This is a genomic window from Kribbella sp. CWNU-51 (assembly GCF_054073265.1).
Genome location: NZ_JBSXMZ010000007.1, coordinates 710282 through 726251, shown reverse-complemented (window position 1 = coordinate 726251; position 15970 = coordinate 710282). Strand labels below are relative to the sequence as shown.

The window sequence follows — 15970 nt, the reverse complement described above, 5'->3', positions numbered from 1 at the left end:
CGATGACGAAGATCAGTCTCGGCAAGGGCATCAACGCCGGCCTGCGGGCCGCGATGGAGGCCGACCCCAAGGTCGTCGTGATGGGTGAGGACATCGGCAAGCTCGGCGGGGTCTTCCGAGTGACCGAAGGTCTGCAGAAGGACTTCGGCGAGGACCGGGTGATCGACACCCCGCTGGCCGAGTCCGGCATCATCGGGACCGCGGTCGGCCTCGCGCTGCGCGGGTACCGGCCGGTCTGCGAGATCCAGTTCGACGGCTTCGTGTTCCCGGCGTACGACCAGATCATCAACCAGGTCGCGAAGATGCACTACCGGTCGGCCGGCCGGATCAAGATGCCGGTGGTGATCCGGATCCCGTTCGGCGGCGGCATCGGCGCGGTCGAGCACCACTCGGAGTCGCCGGAGACGCTGTTCGCGCACGTCCCCGGTCTGAAGGTCGTCGCCTGCGGCGACCCGGTCGACGCGTACTGGATGATCCAGCAGGCGATCGCCTCGGACGACCCGGTGGTCTTCTTCGAGCCGAAGCGGCGGTACCACGAGAAGGCGGAGCTGGACGAGTCCGTCCCGCCGGCGTTGCCGCTGCACCAGGCGAAGGTGGTCCGCGAGGGCACCGACGCGACACTGTTCTGTTACGGCCCGATGGTGAAGACCTGCGTGCAGGCCGCCGAGGCCGCGGTCGAGGACGGCCGGCAGCTCGAGGTCGTCGACCTGCGGACGATCTCGCCGCTGGACCTGGCGACGATCTTCGCCTCGGTCAAGAAGACCCGGCGGGCGGTCGTGGTGCACGAGGCGCCGTTCACGCTCGGCCCGGGTGCGGAGATCGCGGCGCGGGTCACCGAGGAGTGCTTCTACCACCTGGAGGCGCCGGTCCTGCGCGTCACCGGGTACGACCTGCCCTACCCGGCGTCGCGGACGGAAGAGGACTACCTCCCCGACCTGGACCGGGTGCTCGACGGGGTCGACCGGGTGATGGGGTACTGATGGGCATCCAGCATTTCCGCCTCCCCGATGTGGGTGAGGGCCTGGTCGAGGCCGAGATCGTCAGCTGGAAGGTCAAGCCTGGCGACACGGTCAAACTCAACGACACGGTGGTCGAGATCGAGACCGCCAAGTCCCTGGTAGAACTCCCCGTCCCCTTCGCCGGCACCATCACCGAACTCCTGGTCCCGGAGGGCGAAACAGTCCCCGTCGGTACGCCGATCATCGCCGTGGAAACCGAGTCCGCGGACGAGGTGGCGGCTGCTGTCGAGGACCTCGTCCCGTCGATCCCCGAAGAGGACAAGACCGGCGGCCGGACCGCGGTTCTCGTCGGCTACGGGCCGAAGACAACCGAAGCCAAGCGGCGGGCTCGCAAGGCGCCCGCAGCCTCCGCCGGCTCGGCGCCGGCTCCGGCTGCGGGCGGTGCTGCCCCGGCTACCACCGCCGCCCCGGCGGCCGCCGCGCCGGCTCCCATAGCCGCCGCGTCTGCGCCGGCTGTGTCAGCGCCTGCCGGCGTGCCGATTGAAGTTGCCGGAGGCAACGGCGTGCATGTGCTGGCCAAGCCGCCGGTGCGGAAGCTGGCCAAGGATCTCGGCGTCGATCTGGCGACCGTGACGGCGACCGGGCCGGGTGGGATCATCACCCGGCAGGACGTCGAGGGGCATGTCACGGCTCCGGTCGAGGCGGCTCCGGTCGCGCCGGCCTACGAGCCTGCTCCTGTGGTGAGTGGGCGCGAAGACACCCGCGTACCGGTCAAGGGCGTGCAGAAGGTGATGGCGCAGGCGATGGTTGCCAGCGCGTTCACGGCGCCGCACGTCACCGAGTGGATCACCGTCGACGTCAGCGCCACGATGGAGCTCGTCGACCGGCTCAAGGCCGACAAGGCGTTCCGGGAGCTCAAGGTGTCGCCGTTGCTGATCGTCGCGAAGGCGGTCACGCTGGCGGCTCGCCGTACGCCGATCATCAACGCGGCGTGGGACGAGCAGGCGCAGGAGATCGTCTACAAGGGCGCGGTCAACCTCGGCATCGCCGCGGCCACCCCGCGCGGACTGATCGTCCCGAACATCAAGAACGCGGACGCCCTCACCCTGCCCGAGCTCTGCGCGGCGCTGAACGACCTGGTCGCCACCGCCCGCGAGGGCAAAACCCAACCGGCCGACCAGGCCGGCGGCTCGTTCACGATCACCAACGTCGGCGTCTTCGGCGTCGACGCCGGCACCCCGATCATCAACCCGGGCGAGGCCGCGATCCTCGCCTTCGGCGCGGTCCGCAAGCAGCCGTGGGTGGTGGACGACGAAATCGTCCCGCGCTGGATCACCACCCTCGCCCTGTCCTTCGACCACCGCCTGATCGACGGCGAGAAGGGCTCGATCTTCCTCGCCGATGTCGCAAGCATCCTCGAGGACCCGGCGCGAGCGCTGATGTTCTAGGGGTACGACGTACGCCACGAAAGGCCCGGGGTCATCACCCCGGGCCTTTCTGTTTGACCTCAAGCACTTGAGGTGTGTGACGGTGGACCGCATGACAGCTTTCACCATCCAGGAGGTGTCGCGGCGGAGCGGGCTGAGCGAGCCGACGCTGCGGTACTACGAGGAGGCCGGGCTGGTCGGCCCGATCGGCCGCGACCAGCGCAGCGGACATCGGCGGTACCGCACCGAGGATCTCGACGTACTCGAGGCGTTGGCCTGCCTGCGCGCGGCCGGCGTCGGCATCGAGGACATGCGCACCTACCTGGCCAACCGTGCCCGCGGGCGCGAGGCCGCGGCCGAACAGCGTGATCTGCTGCTCCGTCACGCCGAGCGGATCGAGGCCGAGATCGTCGCCCAACAGGTCCGGCTGGAATACCTGCGCGAGAAGGCGGCCCTGTGGGACGCCCGCGACCGCGCCGACTCCACCGCGGAGGCTCACGCGATCCACCGGGTGATGGACGTCGTCGGCGACCTGGCGGCACTCCGATGACCCCGGTCCTGGTCACTGGCGGCTCGGGCTACCTCGGGACCCAGCTGATCGCGGCCCTGTTGAAGTCCGGACGTTCGGTCCGTACGACGATCCGCTCCACGGCTCGCGGACCCGAACTGCGCGCGGCCGTGCGACGCGGCGGTGCGGACGACGCCGGCCTGGAGATCGTCGCGGCCGACCTCATGACCGACGACGGTTGGCCGGCCGCGGTAGCCGGGTGCGACGAGGTCCACCACGTGGCATCGCCGATCCCGATCGCCCAGCCCGACGATCCCGACGAGCTGATCGTCCCCGCCCGCGACGGAGCGCTCCGCGTGCTGCGTGCCGCTCGGGACGCGAGTGCGCGGCGCGTCGTACTGACCTCGTCCTTCGCCGCGGTCGGGTACTCCCGCAAGCCGGGGGCCGAGTACACCGAGGACGACTGGACAGATCCCGATACGCCGGGCCTGGCGCCGTACCCGCGCTCGAAGGCGATCGCCGAGCGGGCCGCGTGGGACCTGATGAACGGCGAGGGTGGCGGCACCGAGCTCGTCGTGCTCAACCCGACTGGCATCTTCGGGCCCACGCTCACGACCGAGCTGCGCTCGTCGACGCAGCTGATCAAGATGATGCTCGACGGCACGATGTCCGTCGCGCCCCGGCAGCGCTTCGGCATCGTCGACGTCCGCGACGTCGCCGATCTCCACCTCCGCGCCATGGCCGAGCCCACGGCCGCCGGCAAGCGCTACCTGGCAGTCGCCGACGGGCCCACACTCAGCTTCCTCGAGATCGCCGACATCCTCCGCCGCCGACTCGGACCGCTCGCCGCGCTCGCACCGACGCAGGAGGCGCCGGGCGAGGACCCGCCCCGGCCGATCATCCACAACGAGCGGGCAGTCACGGAGCTCGGATGGCACCCGCGCCCGGCCGAGACCACCATCGTCGAAACTGCCGAGAGTCTGCGGGAGCTCGGGCTGCTGTAAGCACCCCCGTTGGTCGGGGCCGATGTGCCGGCACCTCATCCGCAGCAATGTCCAGCCGAAGCTGCGGATTCGTCCTGTGGTGCGGCGCCCGGCCTGGTCCATTGCGGGACGGGGCGGCCGTCTTTCTTCCACCAGGTGTGGGTCCGATCCTGCGGCCAGCCCGCCGGCGAGTCCTCCCAGGCCTCCTGGCGGCCGTAGACCGTCAGATCGAGCAGGTGGGCCTGCACCATGGTGGCTTCGACGCCGCGACCGACCGTCTCGTTGGTGAGGAACACCCGGTCGCCGATGCGCAGGTAGCAGGCGATGTAGCCCGGCTCGTCGATGAGCCCGGTCCCGACGCCGCGATCTTCGACCTCGAGCATCGAGTACCACGGCACCGTGTAGCCCATGAATTCGCGGAACGGCGCGATTTCCTCCCACGGCCCCTCGCAGAAGACCGCGAAGGACACTCCGCGGTGGTTCAGGTAGCTGGCGTCGTGCACGTCGAAGATGCTTGCGGTGCACCCCTCGCACTGGCCTTCGATCCCTGCCCCGGTGTGCCACATGTGCTTGTACGCGACGAGTTGGTCGCGCCCGTCGAAGACGTCCAGGAACGCGACAGGTCCGTCCGGCCCGACCAGTGTGGCCGCGGCGTCGACCTCGGTCATCGGTAGCCGGCGCCGGGCCGCCGCGATCGCGTCGCCCGCCCGGGTGTGGGCCTTCTCCCGGACCAGGAGGGCCTGGCGTTCACGACTCCAGGTCTCACGGTCGACGATCTGCGGCGATGCGGTCGCTTCGGTCATGGGGGTCTCCTCGTCGGTCTGGGTGGTGTTATGAATATCGACGAGCGGCCGGTCGGGTCGTCATCGCACTTTCTCGGCGAGGGCGCCGGGGTAGGGCGTACGAGCGGGCACGATCAGCAGGATCCGGGAGGACCTGAGCGCATGACGAGTGCGGCGGACGACGCGTGGTTCCAGGACGCGTTCGAGGAGCACCGGCGCCCGTTGCATGCGCACTGCTACCGACTCGCCGGGAATGTCGCCGACGCCGACGACCTGGTCCAGGAGACCTTCCTGCGCGGCTGGCGCTCCCGGACGCAGTACGCGGGGAGGGCGTCGATCCGGGCGTGGCTCTACCGGATCGCCACCAATGTCTACCTTGATCACCGCAAGGCTGCGGCGCGGCGGACCATACCGGTCGGTGACCCGATGGAATGGAGCACCGAGATCGGCCCGTACCCCGACGCGCTGCTGGGGGAGGACCCGCCATCAGATCTGGTAGCACGGGAGACCGTCGAACTCGCGCTGATCGCCGCGCTGATGTATCTGCCGCCACGGCAACGGGCGGCGTTCGTGCTGCGCGACGTCTCCGGTTGGACAGCGGCCGAGATCGCCGACGCCCTCGGACTCGCGGTGCCCGCGGTGAACAGCTTGATCCAGCGGGCCCGCAAGACGCTCCGGCACTATGCGCCCGGTGACTCCCGGCACTGGCGCAGGCCGGCGCTGACCAGCGAGGACGAGGAAATCCTGCGTCGTTATGCCGCAGCTACCGATCCCGCGAGCTTCCGGGAGTTGCTGGCCGAAGACGTGCGCATCACCATGCCGCCGGATCCACCAGTCTTCGGAAGCGAGGCGGCGGCCGAGTTCCTGGCGAGGCCGCTGGACTGGCGCACGTTCCCGTCCGCTGCCAACGGCCGGCCTGCCCTGATCTGCTATCTCCGACGCCCCGGCAGCGACCGGTACGACGCATTGGTCGTCGACGTTCTCACCGTCGAGAACGGCAAGATCGTGACGAGCAACGCCTTCGTCGGGTCCCACCACGTTGCTGCGTTCGGCATGCCCGCGAGCATCTGATCCGGCACTCGGCGAGGCCGGCGGATCGGCGCGACGGGATCGCGTGTGCGGGGTCCACTCGGTGAAAAATCACCTCGGCGGATGCTGGACCGGTGAGAGGGTGTAGCGGTGCTGGTGATGATCGTGGTGCTGGGGGCGGCGGTGCTGCACGCCACGTGGAACGCGATGGCGCATGGGGCACCGGATCGGGTGGCTGGGCTGGCGTTGTTCGAGGTGGCGGCCGGGGTCATCGGGCTGGTCGCGGTGCTCGTGATGGGCCTGCCGCCGGCGGGCACCTGGGGATACATCATCGCGTCGGCGTTGCTGCATGTGGCGTATCTGGGTGGGCTGCTGGCGTCGTACCAGCTCGGTCAGTTCAGTCAGATGTATCCGTTGGCCCGCGGGACGTCGCCCTGGGTGGTGGCGGTGGTGTCGATCGTCGTACTGCATCAGGCGCTGGCCGTGCTCGAGCTGGCGGGCGTGCTGCTGGTCTCGGCGGGGCTCATCGCGCTGGTGTTCATCGGGCGGCCCGGTCGGCGACAGGCGCCGGCGCTGCTGGCCGCGTTCGGCACCGGGCTGATGATCGCGGCATACACGGTCGTGGACGGGGTGGCGGTCCACAAGATGCCGGTCGCGACGTACATGGGCTGGGTCTTCATGCTCCAGGGCTTCGCGGTCCCCCTGGTCGTGATCTGGTGGCGCGGCCCTCGCGTCTTCAACCTCCCCCGCGGCGCGATCCTGTCCGGCCTCACCGGCGGCGTCGTGTCGATGGCCGCCTACGGGCTGGTCCTGTGGGCGCAGACCCGGGGCACCCTGGCCGCCATCGCGGCCCTCCGCGAAACCAGCATCATCTTCGGCGCGATCATCGGCGCCATCTTCTTCGGCGAACGCTTCGGCCCCAGGCGCGCGATCGCCGCAGCGGTAGTCGTCGCCGGCATCATCCTCATCACCACGGCCTAATCTTCAGTGGCAGCGGTTCGCCGACGCGTCGCACGACGCGAAGGGTCTGGTCTGTGCATCGAGCCTCGCCGGATGGGGAATCCTGGCAGGAGGGCGGGGACGCGGGCGGCGTAGTCGTCGTACGACGCTCCGAACGTGTTGCGGAGGTCGCGCTCCTCGAACCTGATCCCGACGGCGATGTAGCCGGTCGCGGCGAGGGCGAAGAGAAGATGCGATGCGCCCATCCGTGGTGTCGCCCAGAAGGCCAGCACCACCCCCGTCATCAACGGGTGCCGCACGACGGCGTAGAGACCGCCGACGTAGAGGTCAGAGGTGAGGCCGGGGTCTCGGGCGGCCACCCATCCGGCCTGCCGCAGCCCCATGAGTTCGAGGTGATCGATCGCGAACGTTGCGGTGATCGCCAGCGCCCAACCGGCGGCGAAGAGTGTCCAGGCGATGACCGTGACCGGGTCCTCGGTGTGCCAGATCTGGACACCCCAGGGTTGCCAGAGCATCAGCAGCAGCGCGAGGCAGATGTCGGTGGCGAGCACGTAGGAAGTGCGTTCGAGCGCCGGCGGGATCCGCCGACTCAGCCATGACTTCACCTGACGCCGTGCCATCACCGAGTGCTGGACGGCGAAGAGCAGCAGGAGCGCCAGGTCGATGGCCACGGCGCGAGCGGTGGTCGTGCGGTCGGGCCCGTCGACGGTCCGGGGGACGACCACGCCGGCGAGGAAGGCCATCGTCCACACGGTGACAACGACGAACCCCAACCAGGCGGTGGCCGAGAGGATGAGATGGGCAGGGCGTCGGGACATGGTCTTCATGCTGCGGGGTGACCGTCCCCGGCGCAGCCGTGGAACTACCTCACTTGTGCGGGTGTCGCGCGACGTACCAGGCTGCGACCTGGGAACGAGATCTGAACCCGAGCCGCAGCCGGATCCGCTCGAGGTGCGACTCGGCGGATCGTTCGGTGATGCCCAGGCGGTCGGCCAACTGGCGGTTCGTGAGGCCGTCTGCCACGAGGGCCGCGACTTCTGTCTGGCGGGCGGTGAGTCCGGTGGGAACGGTCCTTCGTAGCCGTGGCAGTCCGAGGAAGCGTCGTACCTGTTCGACCAGCGACTCCACATCCCCGATGGCAGGAAGGTGCGAGCGACCCGCGAGCTCCACCAGCTGGGCGCCCGGGATCGCGTCGGCGAGCACCCTGCTCTGGTCGAGCGGAGCGGCTCGGTCTCCGCTGCGGTGCAGCACCAGCGTCGGTGCCTGCACCCGTGCGAGGCTCGGACGCACGTCCAGGGTGTACGCGAGACGCAGCAAGGCGACCGCCGTCTCGGGCGAGGAGGCTGCGCGCTGGTAGCGGGCGAGCGCGAGGCGGGTGCCGGCATCGGCCTCGGGTGCGAACAGATCGGTGAGCAGGTCTGATCCCAGACCCCAATGAGAGGCAAGCAGCCCGAGCACGTGCCGCCTGCTGTCCTCGTCGCCGATGGCGTCACCGCTCGCCCAACCGCCGTACAGGACCAGACGCGAAACCCTCTCCGGATGATCGGCGGCCCACTGCGCGGCCACCGCCGCCCCAAGCGACCAGCCCAGGACGTCACAGCGGCTAACGCCGAGCGCTTCGGTCACCGCGGCGATCGCGGCAAGCTCCAGCGTCATCGTGCGAGGGCCGTCGTAGGCGTCGGAGAGACCACAACCAGGGCGGTCGTAGCGCACCAACGTGCGGCCCGACGACAGCGAGTCGTGGAACATGCGCTCGGCGGGGATGGCCCATCCGAGCTCGAGATGACTGAGCCATCCCGGCGCAACCAGCAGGAACGGCCCGCTTCCCGTCAGGGCATAGGCGACCCGCCCGCCGTCGGCCAAGTGCGCCATCCCGAGGCGCTGGTCCTGCGCAACCACGACACCAGTGAACAGCAGTGAGGTCGCGGTTGGCTCAAGGGTCTTCGCCGGCGCCGCCCCTACCGCAGCTCATCGGCATCTGCGCGGGTCGCGCCAAATGAGTAAATTGCCCGAAGCATCTGGGACGGAAGCGGACGGCCTCCTCAACGGGCAGCGGCGGGTCTAGAGTCGCGAGAGTGACTGCGACATCGACCCCGCTGCCGATCCTGCCGACCTCGCTGGTGGGCAGCTACGCCCAGCCGGACTGGCTGATCGACCGGGCCAAGCTCGCCGGCCGCTTCCCCCCGCGGGTGCGGGCGAAAGAGCTGTGGCGGGTCAAGGCGGAGTACCTCGAGCAGGCGCAGGACGACGCCACTTTGCTGGCCATCCGCGCCCAGGAAGAGGCGGGACTCGACATCATCACCGACGGTGAGATGCGGCGCGAGTCGTACAGCAACCACTTCGCCACCGCCCTCGAGGGCGTCGACATCGACAACCCTGGGACGGCCCTCGATCGCAGCGGGCATCCCAACCCGGTGCCGCGGATCGCCGGCCCGATCGTGCGGCCGCACTCCGTCGGCGTCCGCGACGTGGAGTTCCTGAAGGCGAACACCGATCACAGGGTCAAGATGACCGTGCCCGGCCCGTTCACGATGTCGCAGCAGGCACAGAACGACCACTACCCCGACCTCGCGTCGGCGGCTCTGGCGTACGCCGCCGCGGTCAACGCCGAGATCAAGGACCTGCACGCCGCCGGCGCCGACCTGGTCCAGATCGACGAGCCGTACATGCAGGCACGGCCGGCGGCGGCCCGCGAGTACGGCCTCGCCGCGCTCAACGCCGCGCTCGACGGCGTCACCGGCCGTACCGCCGTCCACATCTGCTTCGGGTACGCCGCGATCATCCACGAACGGCCCGAGGGGTACTCGTTCCTGCCCGAGCTGGCCGGCTGCTCGGCCGACCAGATCTCGATCGAGACCGCACAGTCGGGTCTCGATCTCGGCGTCCTGAAGGACCTCAGCGACAAGACCATCATCCTCGGCGTCATCGACCTGTCCGACCCCGAGGTCGAGTCCGCCGAGCTGGTCGCCGATCGGGTACGCCGAGCCTTCCCCTACACCTCACCGAACCGGATCACCATCGCCACCGACTGCGGGATGAAGTATCTGCCTCGCGCGAGTGCGGAGGGAAAGATGCGTGCCATGGCCGGCGCGGCGTCGATCCTGCGCGCCGAGCTCTGACGGGAGCCGTGCAGCCCGCCGCCTAGGACCCAACCCGACGATCAAGCAGGTCCGGGCGCTCTTGGCGTCGGTCTCCGGTTCTGGAATCACGCGTTGACCGCGGCGACGGCATCGTTGATGACAGAAGCGATCTGGTCGGGCACCTCGTTCGGCAGGAAGAACACGCTGCCCGGAATCGTCACGATCTTGACCGTCGGACACGCCTCGAGTGTGCGCCGCTCGGCGTCGGTGAGCCCGCCGTCGCCCTTCTCCGCGTGGACGACCCACGTCGGTACGCCTGAGCGGCACAGTATCGCGGCGTGGTCCTCGCCGCTCTCCAGCCACTTCAGGTATTCGCGAAGTCCGAGGCGCATGTCCCGCGTGCTGGTCCTGCGGAAGTCCGCGGCAAGCTCGGCCTGCCGCTCCGGTGCTACCGGGATGGTCTTCACCATCGACCCGACGGCCTGCTTCATCAGCGCCAGCGGCAAGCCGCCGAGCACCTTGGACAGTCGGACGACGTTGATGAAGGACGCCGACTCGTCCGGCAACGACAAGCTGATGCCGAGCAGCACCGTCGGGCCGGTGAAGAGCTTCTTCTCCGCCATCTCCAACGCCACGTTGGCGCCCATGCTGAACCCGACGACGACATCCGCACCCGTCTCGGCCACGAGGAACGCTGTCATTCGGCCGTAGGCCTCGTGGCTGTAGTCGTACGGGGACGGCGCGCCCGCGTGTCCGGGCAGCGTCGCCGCCACCAGCCGCAGCCCGGACAGACTGGATTGCTGCGTCAACTCCAGGTACGAGCGCGCGCTGCACATGCCGCCGGGAAGCAACAGCACGGTGTGTTCGGCGTCCGCCGGACCTGACTCGAACAGCTGCCACTCAACGCCCACATCGCACCCCGGGTCGCCCGATCCTGGTCAAAACTGTACGCCGGGCCGTCCGTGCCATCACAGTTCAGGAGAGGAGCCTGCGACTACCACCTGCTGTGGCGATTCTGTCTCGCCGGGGTTCATACTTTCGAGGACCGTACCGACCCTGGCTTTGCTGGACATCAAGGGGGATCGCATGACGGAGCCATCCACCAGCTGGCAGCTCGACGCCATCACGTACTCCGGGGGCACGCAGGACGGGCCGCACGCCCACGTGAAGCTCTCCCGGGCTGAGGAACAGGTGCACGCCGAGGGTTCTGGCGCCGGGCTCATCGACGCCGCGTGCCAGTCGATCTCGCAGGCGACAGGCGTGGAGGCGCGGGTAGTCGCGTTCCGGGCCTACTCGGTCGGCCCGGGCAGCGAGGCGGTCGGAGAGGTCGAGCTCGAGGTGGAGCTGCCGGGCCGCAGGGTCGCGGTCCGGGCATCGTCCAAGGACGTCGTCGAGGCCGCCGGGCTAGCCCTCGTCGCGGCCCTCAACCAGTACAACGCGAAGCGGCCGGCACGAGGCTGAGTCCAGTGCCATGACCGTGGTTCGCAGATGGGTCCAGCCGGCCGCGTGAACACGTCGATGGTTCGGCCCGCGAAGTAGCGCCTGACGTGTTCCTCAAGTGCGCCGCAGACGTCATCGCAAGGCGGGTAGTCAGGCAATGGATCACTCTCTGCGGCGGACCGGCGGGAGGCAGCCCATCGGCTGATCGTCGCGCGGATCGCAGCAGATGCGGATGTTCGAATCTGCTCTCGTTTGGCGAGGCTGCGACCCATAGACTCCTAGCCATGCTGGAGGTCCGCAGAGCCACGGCGCAGGACCGGACTGCCATCAGCAAGGTCTTGGCCACTGCGTTCGTCGCCGATCCCGTGGTCCGCTGGCTCATGCCGAAGGCAGGTGGCGACGTTCAGATGTTTCGAGCCTTTGCCGCTCACCTGCATGCCGCTCCCGGTTGCGCCGACATCGCGTTGGACGACGGTCAACCAGTGGGGGCTGCCTTGTGGGATCCACCGGGCCACAGCGTGTCACTTCGACAAGGGCTGATGGGGTTGTCGAGGTTGCTTCTTGGGATGGGCTCGGGTTTCCGCCGCGGCGTTCTGCTGGAGCGCGCCTTCACGCGAGCGAGGCCCGCCGGACAGTTCTGGTATCTCGCGGCGCTCGGCGCCTCGACGCCGGGAAGAGGCGTCGGGTCGGCGTTGCTGGAGCGCCGCCTGGCAAGCATCGACGGGCCTGCCTATACGGAGAGCAGCAATCTGAGGAACGTGCCGCTCTACCAGCGATTCGGCTTCGCCGTGATCCAGGAGATCTCACTCCCAGAAGACGGCCCGACACTCTGGACAATGCTCCGTAAGTAGCCGTGGCACGAGGCGCTTGGGGCGGACTGCGGGTGGAGGAGTGGGGGTCCCGGGCGGGGGACCCCCACTCAGCTTGGGTTAGCGGTGGACTGCGTCGAGGGCGTCGGCGATACCTTCACCGAAGAAGGAGTTGTTCGCGGTGGTGCCGGTGCAGCGGGCGTCCGGGGTGACCGGGCAGGCCTTGTCGTCGGCTTCCTTGCGCAGCGCTGACTCGAGCTCACGTGGGCCCCACGACGGGTGGGTCGACTTCATCAGGGCCGCGACGCCGGTCACATGTGGCGATGCCATCGACGTACCGCTCATCAGGCCGTAGCCGCCGCCAGGGTAAATGGTCGAGAGGATCGAGCTGCCGGGGGCGGCGACGTCGATCTTGTTGAGGCCGAAGTTCGAGAAGCTGCTGCGGGCGCCGGCCTGGGTGGTGCTGGCGACGGTGATCACGCCGGGCAGCTCGGTCGGCATGTCCAGGCAGCTGTTGTTGATCTGCCGGGGGACCGGGGTCGTGTCGTTCGGGCTGCCGTTGTCGGTGGTCTTGTTGGCCAGGTCGTAGTTCGAGTTGCCGGCCGCCGCAACGGACAGGGTGCCGCGATCCGCGGCCCACTCGTACGCGCGCCGCACCGCCTCCTGGACCGCGCCCTGGTCGCCGTTGTCCTTGCACCAGAACTCGAACGGGTCGATGAAGTAGCTGTGGTTGGTGACGTCCATGTGGTGCTCGGCGGCCCAGACGATGCCGCAGATCGAGTACTCCGGGTAGATGAAGCCGTCGTCGTTGACCACCTTGACCGACGCGATCCGGACACCCGGGGCCACTCCGACGATGCCGACGCCGTTACGGGCCGCGGCGACCGTGCCGGCGACATGCGTGCCGTGCGAGCTGGTCGTCGGGCGCCAGGCGCCGGGGGTCGTGTTGGGTACGCCGTTGTCCACACAGTTGACCGAGTCCTTCGCGTCGAAGTTCGGCGCGAGGTCCGGGTGGGTGTCGTCGACACCGCTGTCGTTGATGCCGACCAGCACCTGCCGGGAGCCGTCGGTGATCTGGTGGGCCTGATCCGCCTTGATCTGGACCATGTCCCACTGCTCGCCCTCGCGCGGGTCGAGGACCGGGGTCGCCTGGGCCTCGTCGACCGCCTTCAGCCCCGCGGCGGACGAGGCACCGGCGGCGGACGCCGTACCGGCGCCGGCTGGGCCTTCGCTGACCGCGGCGGTGCGGGTGGCGCCGACGGACTGGACCTCACGTCCGTTGTGCCCGGCGCGGACGGCGGTGCGGAAGTCCGGGTTGGTCGACTGCGCGACCACCACGCCCAGCTGGGTGTACGAGCTGAGCACCGTGCCGCCGGCTGCCTTGACCGCCTGCTCCACCTTGCGGACGTGCCCCGGGGTGGCCTTCGTGTTGACCACGTAGTTCATCAGCGGCCCGGGCGTGGCCGCTGCTGAAGAGTCGGAGCTGGGTACGGCGTGCGCGGTCGCGGCACCGAGTGTCGTCAGGGCCAATGCGGCCGCGGCCAGGCCGGCAGTCAATCGGCGGGGACGGGAACTTCGGGACACGGTGCCTCCTCGGTGCAGGGCCTGGGCGGACGGGCCCAAGCTCGGTACCCCGGACTTTAGAGCGGATTCCGGACCGGCGGAGTTGTTCATCCACAACGCAGGGGAAACCCTCCACTTGTCACTACCTAGCGTCTATCCGTTCACCCTCAGTTGCCCACATGCTGTGGATCTGCCTGTGGATAACTCGTGGACAAGCTGGGGAATACTGGCCCAGGCCAGTGGATTAGATGTGTGTGTAGGATAGATACAACAAAGATACGAGTCGTATGGGTGGGAGTTCAGTGACCAGCGGGGTGCCGGAGTACGAGCCGGCGAGGGCGGCAATGGAGTTGGGCGACCAGACCGCGGAGATCGCGCGGGTGGTGGTCGAGGCCGCGCCGGGGGTGGAGAAGATCCCCGCGGCGGAGCGGGTCTACGCGTACGTGAAGGCCGCGATCCTGGACCGGACGTACCCGGGCGGCGAGCTGCTCACCGAGGGCGAGTTGGCCACCGCGGTCGGGGTCTCACGCACCCCGGTGCGGGAGGCGCTGCTCCGGCTGGAGGAGTCCGGCCTGGTGAAGCTGTACCCGAAGAAGGGCGCCCTCGTCCTGCCGGTGCTGCCGCAGGAGATCGACGACGTCCTGGAGGCGCGCGAGCTGATCGAGACGCACGCGGCCGCCAAGGTGTGGCCGCGCCGCAAGCAGCTGATCGAGATCCTCACCCAGCGCGTCGACGAGATGCGCGCGCACCGCAAGGCCGGGGACGCGAAGACCTTCCTCGAGGCCGACCGGGCCTTCCACGAGGCCATCGTCGGTGCCGCCGGCAACGAAATCCTCTCCAAGCTCTACAACAGCCTGCGCGACCGCCAGGTCCGGATGGGGGTGCCCGGCATCGAGATGCAGCCGGCCCGGATGGATAAGTCGATCACTGCGCACCAGGAGATGATCGACGCCCTCGGTGGGAACAGCGTGAAGCGGTTCCGCGAGCTCGTGGTCTCCCACATCGACACCGCCGCGGCGGACCTGCGGAGCACTCGGTGACCGAACTCCTCTTCCCCCTGGGCGGACGGCGCGCCTGGGCGGTGTGGGCCACTGCTGTCTTCACCTACCTCGTGACCGTGCTGCACCGCGGCTCGATGAGCGTGGCCGGGCTGCAGGCCGCGGAGCGCTTCCACATCTCCGCATCCGCGCTGGCCAGCTTCACCGTCGTCCAGTTGACCGTGTACGCCGCGATGCAGGTGCCTGTCGGCATATTGCTCGATCGGTACGGCTCGAAGCGGCTGCTGATCGCTGCGTCCGGACTGCTCTTCGTAGCGCAGTCCGCGTTCAGTCTGGTCGACTCCTACCCGGCCGCCCTCGCGGCGCGCGCCGTACTGGGTGTCGGAGACGCACTGGTGTTCATCAGCGTGCTGCGGGTCGTCATGTCCTGGTTCCCGGCGCTGCGGCAGCCGGTGATGTCGCAGGCGACCGGCATGCTGGGTGGTCTGGGCGCGATCATGTCGACCGTGCCGATGGCTGCCGCCTTCCACGCCTTCGGCTGGACCAGCACCTTCGCCGGTGCCAGCGTCCTGAGCCTGGTGACGGGTGTGGCCGTCCTGTTCCTGATCAAGGACACTCCGTACGACGAGCCGCTGCGACGGGCCAAGCAGTCGCTCGGTGAGGTGCGGAACAACCTGCGCAGAGCCTGGAAGGAGCCTGGCACCAGGCTGGGGCTGTGGACGCATTTCACCACGAGCTTCTCCGGCAGCACGTTCGGTCTGCTCTGGGGGTACCCGTTCCTGGTGCAGGGCCAAGGCCTGGCTCCGACGACCGCTGCGGCGATGCTCATTCTCCCCGTGCTCGCAGGGCTCTGTTATGGCCCGCTGGTCGGGCGGTACGCAGCCCGCTTCCCGTTCTACCGGTCCTGGATCGTGCTGGCGGTGATCTCGGGTTCGGTACTCATGTGGACCGTCGTACTGCTCTGGCCGGGGCAGGCGCCGATGCCGGTGCTCTTGCTGCTGATCGTCGTGCAGGCCGCTGGTGGCCCGGGTTCGATGCTCGGGCTTGACTACGCGCGGACGTTCAACCCGTCCACTCGGTTCGGTGCGGCCAACGGAATGGTCAACACTGGCGGATTCATCGCCACGCTGATCTGTATCGGCATGGTCGGCATCCTGCTCGACGCGTCGTCGGGTGGGGCGCCGCAGACCATCACCGACTTCAAGTGGGCGCTGGCCTTCCAGTACGTGCTGTGGGCGATCGGCACCCGCCAGATCCTCAAGTACCGCCGCAAGGCCCGCGGTCACCTCGCCCGCTACAACCCCGAGGCCTACCAGGCCTTGATCGCCAACCAAATCGTCCCGGTGAAGGGCTGATACCAGCGCGCTGAGATGCGCTGACAGTCGAGTGCCAGGGCGGTGCCAGGGCGGTGCAGCACGGTAGTCCCAGTGAA

General features: G+C 68.9%; 16 protein-coding genes. 11 read left to right on the top strand and 5 right to left on the bottom strand.

Annotated elements, in window-relative coordinates:
* Positions 1 to 2: 2 nt before the first annotated feature.
* From ACXC9Q_RS11900 to ACXC9Q_RS11885, 4 genes are all read left to right on the top strand, one after another.
* Positions 3 to 980, top strand: coding sequence for an alpha-ketoacid dehydrogenase subunit beta (locus ACXC9Q_RS11900; protein WP_329482888.1), 978 nt, complete (start codon positions 3 to 5; stop codon positions 978 to 980).
* Positions 980 to 2407: a dihydrolipoamide acetyltransferase family protein gene (locus tag ACXC9Q_RS11895; RefSeq protein ID WP_457056530.1), complete on the top strand. Its 1428-nt coding sequence runs from the start codon at positions 980 to 982 to the stop codon at positions 2405 to 2407. Before ACXC9Q_RS11900 ends, ACXC9Q_RS11895 begins: the two co-directional genes overlap by 1 nt.
* Positions 2408 to 2498: 91 nt before the next feature.
* Entirely contained in the window at positions 2499 to 2936 is a 438-nt protein-coding gene (locus tag ACXC9Q_RS11890) for a MerR family transcriptional regulator (RefSeq protein ID WP_457056529.1), read from the top strand.
* Positions 2933 to 3898 carry an NAD-dependent epimerase/dehydratase family protein gene (locus ACXC9Q_RS11885; protein ID WP_457056528.1) on the top strand — a complete coding sequence of 322 codons (966 nt, stop codon included), beginning with the start codon at positions 2933 to 2935 and terminating at the stop codon, positions 3896 to 3898. Before ACXC9Q_RS11890 ends, ACXC9Q_RS11885 begins: the two co-directional genes overlap by 4 nt.
* A 35-nt stretch (positions 3899 to 3933) precedes the next feature.
* On the opposite strand, the gene ACXC9Q_RS11880 is transcribed toward ACXC9Q_RS11885, so the two are convergent.
* Positions 3934 to 4680 (bottom strand): DUF899 family protein, encoded by a 747-nt coding sequence (locus ACXC9Q_RS11880; protein WP_457056527.1) that lies wholly within the window; start codon positions 4678 to 4680, stop codon positions 3934 to 3936.
* 141 nt (positions 4681 to 4821) lie between these two features.
* On the opposite strand from ACXC9Q_RS11880, the gene ACXC9Q_RS11875 reads away from it, so the two are divergent.
* Positions 4822 to 5730, top strand: a complete 909-nt coding sequence (locus ACXC9Q_RS11875) for an RNA polymerase subunit sigma-70 (RefSeq protein WP_457056526.1) — start codon at positions 4822 to 4824, stop codon at positions 5728 to 5730.
* Between the two features lie 117 nt (positions 5731 to 5847).
* The gene (locus tag ACXC9Q_RS11870) at positions 5848 to 6669 is read left to right on the top strand and encodes an EamA family transporter (protein WP_457056770.1); all 822 of its coding nucleotides are present in this window, start codon (positions 5848 to 5850) and stop codon (positions 6667 to 6669) included.
* Here ACXC9Q_RS11870 and ACXC9Q_RS11865 read toward each other — a convergent pair.
* The gene (locus tag ACXC9Q_RS11865; RefSeq protein WP_457056525.1) at positions 6666 to 7466 is read right to left on the bottom strand and encodes a methyltransferase family protein; all 801 of its coding nucleotides are present in this window, start codon (positions 7464 to 7466) and stop codon (positions 6666 to 6668) included. The genes ACXC9Q_RS11870 and ACXC9Q_RS11865 overlap by 4 nt on opposite strands.
* A 49-nt stretch (positions 7467 to 7515) precedes the next feature.
* Entirely contained in the window at positions 7516 to 8547 is a 1032-nt protein-coding gene (locus ACXC9Q_RS11860; protein WP_457056524.1) for an alpha/beta fold hydrolase, read from the bottom strand.
* A gap of 176 nt (positions 8548 to 8723) precedes the next feature.
* Between ACXC9Q_RS11860 and ACXC9Q_RS11855 the strand changes: the two genes are divergently transcribed.
* Positions 8724 to 9767, top strand: a complete 1044-nt coding sequence (locus ACXC9Q_RS11855; RefSeq protein ID WP_457056523.1) for a hypothetical protein — start codon at positions 8724 to 8726, stop codon at positions 9765 to 9767.
* 86 nt (positions 9768 to 9853) lie between these two features.
* Here the strand turns inward: ACXC9Q_RS11855 and ACXC9Q_RS11850 are convergent, their stop codons facing one another.
* On the bottom strand, positions 9854 to 10639 hold the full coding sequence (locus ACXC9Q_RS11850) for an alpha/beta fold hydrolase (protein WP_457056522.1): 786 nt from the start codon (positions 10637 to 10639) through the stop codon (positions 9854 to 9856).
* Positions 10640 to 10814: 175 nt separating this feature from the next.
* Between ACXC9Q_RS11850 and ACXC9Q_RS11845 the strand changes: the two genes are divergently transcribed.
* Positions 10815 to 11189 (top strand): alpha-isopropylmalate synthase regulatory domain-containing protein, encoded by a 375-nt coding sequence (locus ACXC9Q_RS11845; protein WP_457056521.1) that lies wholly within the window; start codon positions 10815 to 10817, stop codon positions 11187 to 11189.
* A 263-nt stretch (positions 11190 to 11452) separates the two neighbouring features.
* The gene (locus tag ACXC9Q_RS11840; RefSeq protein WP_457056520.1) at positions 11453 to 12019 is read left to right on the top strand and encodes a hypothetical protein; all 567 of its coding nucleotides are present in this window, start codon (positions 11453 to 11455) and stop codon (positions 12017 to 12019) included.
* Between the two features lie 78 nt (positions 12020 to 12097).
* Here the strand turns inward: ACXC9Q_RS11840 and ACXC9Q_RS11835 are convergent, their stop codons facing one another.
* Positions 12098 to 13561: a S8 family peptidase gene (locus ACXC9Q_RS11835; protein WP_457056519.1), complete on the bottom strand. Its 1464-nt coding sequence runs from the start codon at positions 13559 to 13561 to the stop codon at positions 12098 to 12100.
* Positions 13562 to 13842: 281 nt separating this feature from the next.
* On the opposite strand from ACXC9Q_RS11835, the gene ACXC9Q_RS11830 reads away from it, so the two are divergent.
* Positions 13843 to 14580, top strand: a complete 738-nt coding sequence (locus ACXC9Q_RS11830) for a GntR family transcriptional regulator (RefSeq protein ID WP_457056518.1) — start codon at positions 13843 to 13845, stop codon at positions 14578 to 14580.
* The gene (locus ACXC9Q_RS11825) at positions 14577 to 15893 is read left to right on the top strand and encodes an MFS transporter (protein ID WP_328524610.1); all 1317 of its coding nucleotides are present in this window, start codon (positions 14577 to 14579) and stop codon (positions 15891 to 15893) included. Before ACXC9Q_RS11830 ends, ACXC9Q_RS11825 begins: the two co-directional genes overlap by 4 nt.
* Positions 15894 to 15970 lie beyond the last annotated feature (77 nt).

Bases quoted from the DNA above. Each gene is read 5' to 3' on its own strand.
- ACXC9Q_RS11880 (WP_457056527.1), bottom strand. From the start codon at position 4,680: ATGACCGAAGCGACCGCATCGCCGCAGATCGTCGACCGTGAGACCTGG.
- ACXC9Q_RS11870 (WP_457056770.1), top strand. From the start codon at position 5,848: ATGATCGTGGTGCTGGGGGCGGCGGTGCTGCACGCCACGTGGAACGCG.
- ACXC9Q_RS11840 (WP_457056520.1), top strand. From the start codon at position 11,453: ATGCTGGAGGTCCGCAGAGCCACGGCGCAGGACCGGACTGCCATCAGC.
- ACXC9Q_RS11890 (WP_457056529.1), top strand. From the start codon at position 2,499: ATGACAGCTTTCACCATCCAGGAGGTGTCGCGGCGGAGCGGGCTGAGC.
- ACXC9Q_RS11865 (WP_457056525.1), bottom strand. From the start codon at position 7,466: ATGTCCCGACGCCCTGCCCATCTCATCCTCTCGGCCACCGCCTGGTTG.
- ACXC9Q_RS11885 (WP_457056528.1), top strand. From the start codon at position 2,933: ATGACCCCGGTCCTGGTCACTGGCGGCTCGGGCTACCTCGGGACCCAG.
- ACXC9Q_RS11845 (WP_457056521.1), top strand. From the start codon at position 10,815: ATGACGGAGCCATCCACCAGCTGGCAGCTCGACGCCATCACGTACTCC.
- ACXC9Q_RS11875 (WP_457056526.1), top strand. From the start codon at position 4,822: ATGACGAGTGCGGCGGACGACGCGTGGTTCCAGGACGCGTTCGAGGAG.
- ACXC9Q_RS11900 (WP_329482888.1), top strand. From the start codon at position 3: ATGACGAAGATCAGTCTCGGCAAGGGCATCAACGCCGGCCTGCGGGCC.
- ACXC9Q_RS11895 (WP_457056530.1), top strand. From the start codon at position 980: ATGGGCATCCAGCATTTCCGCCTCCCCGATGTGGGTGAGGGCCTGGTC.